The organism is Microcystis sp. M53598_WE2 (assembly GCF_030067735.1).
In the GTDB taxonomy this organism is placed as follows: Bacteria; Cyanobacteriota; Cyanobacteriia; order Cyanobacteriales; family Microcystaceae; genus Microcystis; species Microcystis aeruginosa.
Genome location: NZ_JASJFE010000866.1, coordinates 1 through 2,877, shown reverse-complemented (window position 1 = coordinate 2,877; position 2,877 = coordinate 1). Strand labels below are relative to the sequence as shown.

The window sequence follows — 2,877 nt, the reverse complement described above, 5'->3', positions numbered from 1 at the left end:
GGGTGTAGGGTGTGGGGTGTGGGGTGTGGGGTTTTACCCATTTTCATCGGGTAAATTACCTAATTTTCAGGGAAAAAGTCCCGGAATTTTCCCCCCGACCACTCCCATATCTGGTACTTTTTGATTGACAAAAAGTCTAAAAGTCTTACCCAACAAGGTTTTTAGATTTATTCAGCCAGCCCTAATTAATGCTCATTCTTAATTCTCCTGCCTCCTGACGACCGACTCCTGACTCCGTTAAAGATTAATGACTATGACCTATCTATTTACTGTCTATCGAGCGCTCGAATGCCGTCCGGATAGCTATCGGGACTGGTATGACCAAGGCAATATTTTAAAAGAAAGAATGGACTATTTTGGAGCCTTAATCAGCTACGAAAAAGCCTTAGAATATTATCCAGATGATTATTGGGCATGGTACAAAAGGGGTATGATACTAGAAGACTTGGGAATGTATGAAGAAGCGGCTCAAAGTTATGCTAACGCCGCACAGGTAAAGGATGATAACTATTGGGCTTGGTACGACCAAGGTTGTGTTTATCTACAGGAATTAAAGGACTACGAAAAAGCGATCGCTTGTTTTCAACGGGCCCTAAGTCATAGTCCGGGGGACTATTGGGCGGCCTACCGGCAAGGGGAGGCCTATCGATTGCTGAAAAATTACGAACGCGCTATCACTTTCTATGATCTGGCCTTGGGGGCGCGACCCCGGGATTATTGGGCCTGGTATCGTCGCGGCGACGCTTTCCGGGATTGGGGCAATCCCCAAGAGGCTTTATTTAATTATCGTACCGCCCTCGATATCCGACCGCAAGATTACTGGTCCTGGTATCAACAGGGTGTGATCCTACAGGAATTACAGCGTTTACCAGAAGCGATCGCCTGTTATGAAGAATCGTTAAAAATCGATCAAGATGATCGCTATGCGTGGTATAATGCCGCCTGCTGTTATGCCGCCCTCGGTCAACAAGAAAAAGCGATCGACTGTTTACGGGAAGCTCTAGACATAGAACCGGATATATGTGGCGAATTAGTGCGTAATAACTTTGTTTTCGATGGTTTAAGGCAAAATGAAACCTTTAATGACCTCTTGAGTTGCTATTCCCCCGGCTAAAATCTTTTTGACTCGATCGCCTCGATTCAGCACCTAGGGTTTGCTGAAAGGGTTTGTCGTGGGGTGTGTGGGATTTTAGGCATTTTCAGGGAAAAAGTGCCTAAATTTTCCTCCCGATCACTCCAATATCTGGCACTTTTTTGATGGCAAAAAAGCCTAAAAATATTAGCCAACAAGGTTTTTAGATTCATTTAGCCGGTTTGGATTAGCTACAATTGCAATTAGAGACAAATTATTGAGAATCTTATGCGAGAACTAGACAGAGACAAAACCATCGAACAACTGAACGAAATCATGGAATTTGAACTAGCGGGAGTTGTCCGTTACACCCACTATTCCCTGATGGTGACAGGTCCCCATCGCATCCCCATCGTCCAATTTTTCCAGACTCAGGCCACGGAATCCCTCACCCACGCGCAACAAGTCGGGGAAATTCTCACCGGTTTAGAAGGTCATCCTAGCTTAAAAATTGCCCCCATCGAGGAGAGCTATGAACACAATATCAAAGCAATCTTGAGTGAGAGCCTCAATCATGAGAAAAAATCCCTTGATTTGTACAAAGCACTTCTAGAAACCGTCGAAGATGCCAGTATTTACCTAGAAGAATTCGCTCGCGGTATGATTGGACAAGAAGAATTACACAATCTGGAAATTCGCAAGATGCTGCGGGATTTTGCTTGAGCTAGGATCAAAGCTAGAGTTTATCCACTAGCTTATGAATCTTAGTTCCGCTTTACCCACTTTTATTATCACTCTCCGGGAAGGTTTCGAGGCCGCTTTAGTGGTGGGAATTGTCCTCGCTTGTTTACAAAAATCGGGTCGATCGCAACTTAACTCATGGGTGTATCGTGGTATTGGTGCGGGAGTGGTGGCTAGTGTTTTGGTCGGTATTTTGCTAGGGGGAATCCTTTTGCAAGTGGATGCTTCTCCTAGTCCATTCGTACCAATGCTCAAGGAATTACTGGCCGCCACTTTTGGACTGATTGCCGTTTTGATGTTGAGTTGGATGTTAATTTGGATGACTCAACAGGCCAAATCTTTGAAATCTGAGGTAGAAAGTGCGGTAAAAGCGGGTTTAAAATCGGAAAATGGGGCAGGAAAAGCGATTTTTCTGCTCGTTTTTATCGCTGTCTTGCGGGAGGGATTTGAAACTGTCCTCTTTATCCTGGCCCAATTCCAAAAAGATTGGCAGCTCCAAACCTTCGGTGCGATAGCAGGGTTAAGTGTCGCAACCTTGTTGGGAACTCTCCTATTTGCGGGGGGAGTAAAAATTAATATCCGTCTCTTTTTCCAAATTATGGGGACTTTGCTGCTCTTAATCGTTGCCGGATTACTCATCGGTGTTTTGAAACATATCGACGCAGGAATCAGTCTTTTAAGTGAAATTGACCCTTTTTATCGCCATTTCTGTCCTTCTCTCCCTTCCTCCTGTCTTCTCGGTTTTCAAGTTTGGGACGGTTCCCAAATTTTGAGCGATCGCACTTTCCCCGGACTCCTCCTCAAATCCCTGTTTGGTTATCGTCAAAACCTCTATATCAGTCAAATTGTTGCCTATATCCTCTTTTTACTGCTTATCGGTGGCCTCTATTTCCAAAGCTTACGACAACGTCCTCAAACAGTGACCAGTAAACAGTGATCAGTAAACAGTGATCAGTAAACAGTAAAAAGACAGCACTGTTAATGCCATTTAATACTCCTTACTTAAGACTGTCCGCTGAAAACTCAAATCTGATCACTGATAACTGATAACTGAAAAGGCTGAT

Annotated in this window: 3 protein-coding genes; all 3 read left to right on the top strand. The window is 44.2% G+C overall.

Annotation, left to right across the window (positions count from 1 at the left end; all coding sequences use genetic code 11):
- Nucleotides 1–253: 253 nt before the first annotated feature.
- Nucleotides 254–1,114, top strand: a complete 861-nt coding sequence (locus tag PX636_RS17525; protein WP_125732676.1) for a tetratricopeptide repeat protein — start codon at nucleotides 254–256, stop codon at nucleotides 1,112–1,114.
- Nucleotides 1,115–1,360: 246 nt separating this feature from the next.
- The gene (locus PX636_RS17520; RefSeq protein ID WP_002731529.1) at nucleotides 1,361–1,795 is read left to right on the top strand and encodes a ferritin-like domain-containing protein; all 435 of its coding nucleotides are present in this window, start codon (nucleotides 1,361–1,363) and stop codon (nucleotides 1,793–1,795) included.
- Between the two features lie 34 nt (nucleotides 1,796–1,829).
- Nucleotides 1,830–2,750, top strand: coding sequence for an FTR1 family iron permease (locus PX636_RS17515; RefSeq protein WP_288118079.1), 921 nt, complete (start codon nucleotides 1,830–1,832; stop codon nucleotides 2,748–2,750).
- The last annotated feature ends 127 nt before the right edge of the window (nucleotides 2,751–2,877 follow it).

Excerpts from the sequence above, each read along its gene's own strand:
- PX636_RS17525 (WP_125732676.1), top strand. The coding sequence starts at position 254 with ATGACCTATCTATTTACTGTCTATCGAGCGCTCGAATGCCGTCCGGAT.
- PX636_RS17520 (WP_002731529.1), top strand. The coding sequence starts at position 1,361 with ATGCGAGAACTAGACAGAGACAAAACCATCGAACAACTGAACGAAATC.
- PX636_RS17515 (WP_288118079.1), top strand. The coding sequence starts at position 1,830 with ATGAATCTTAGTTCCGCTTTACCCACTTTTATTATCACTCTCCGGGAA.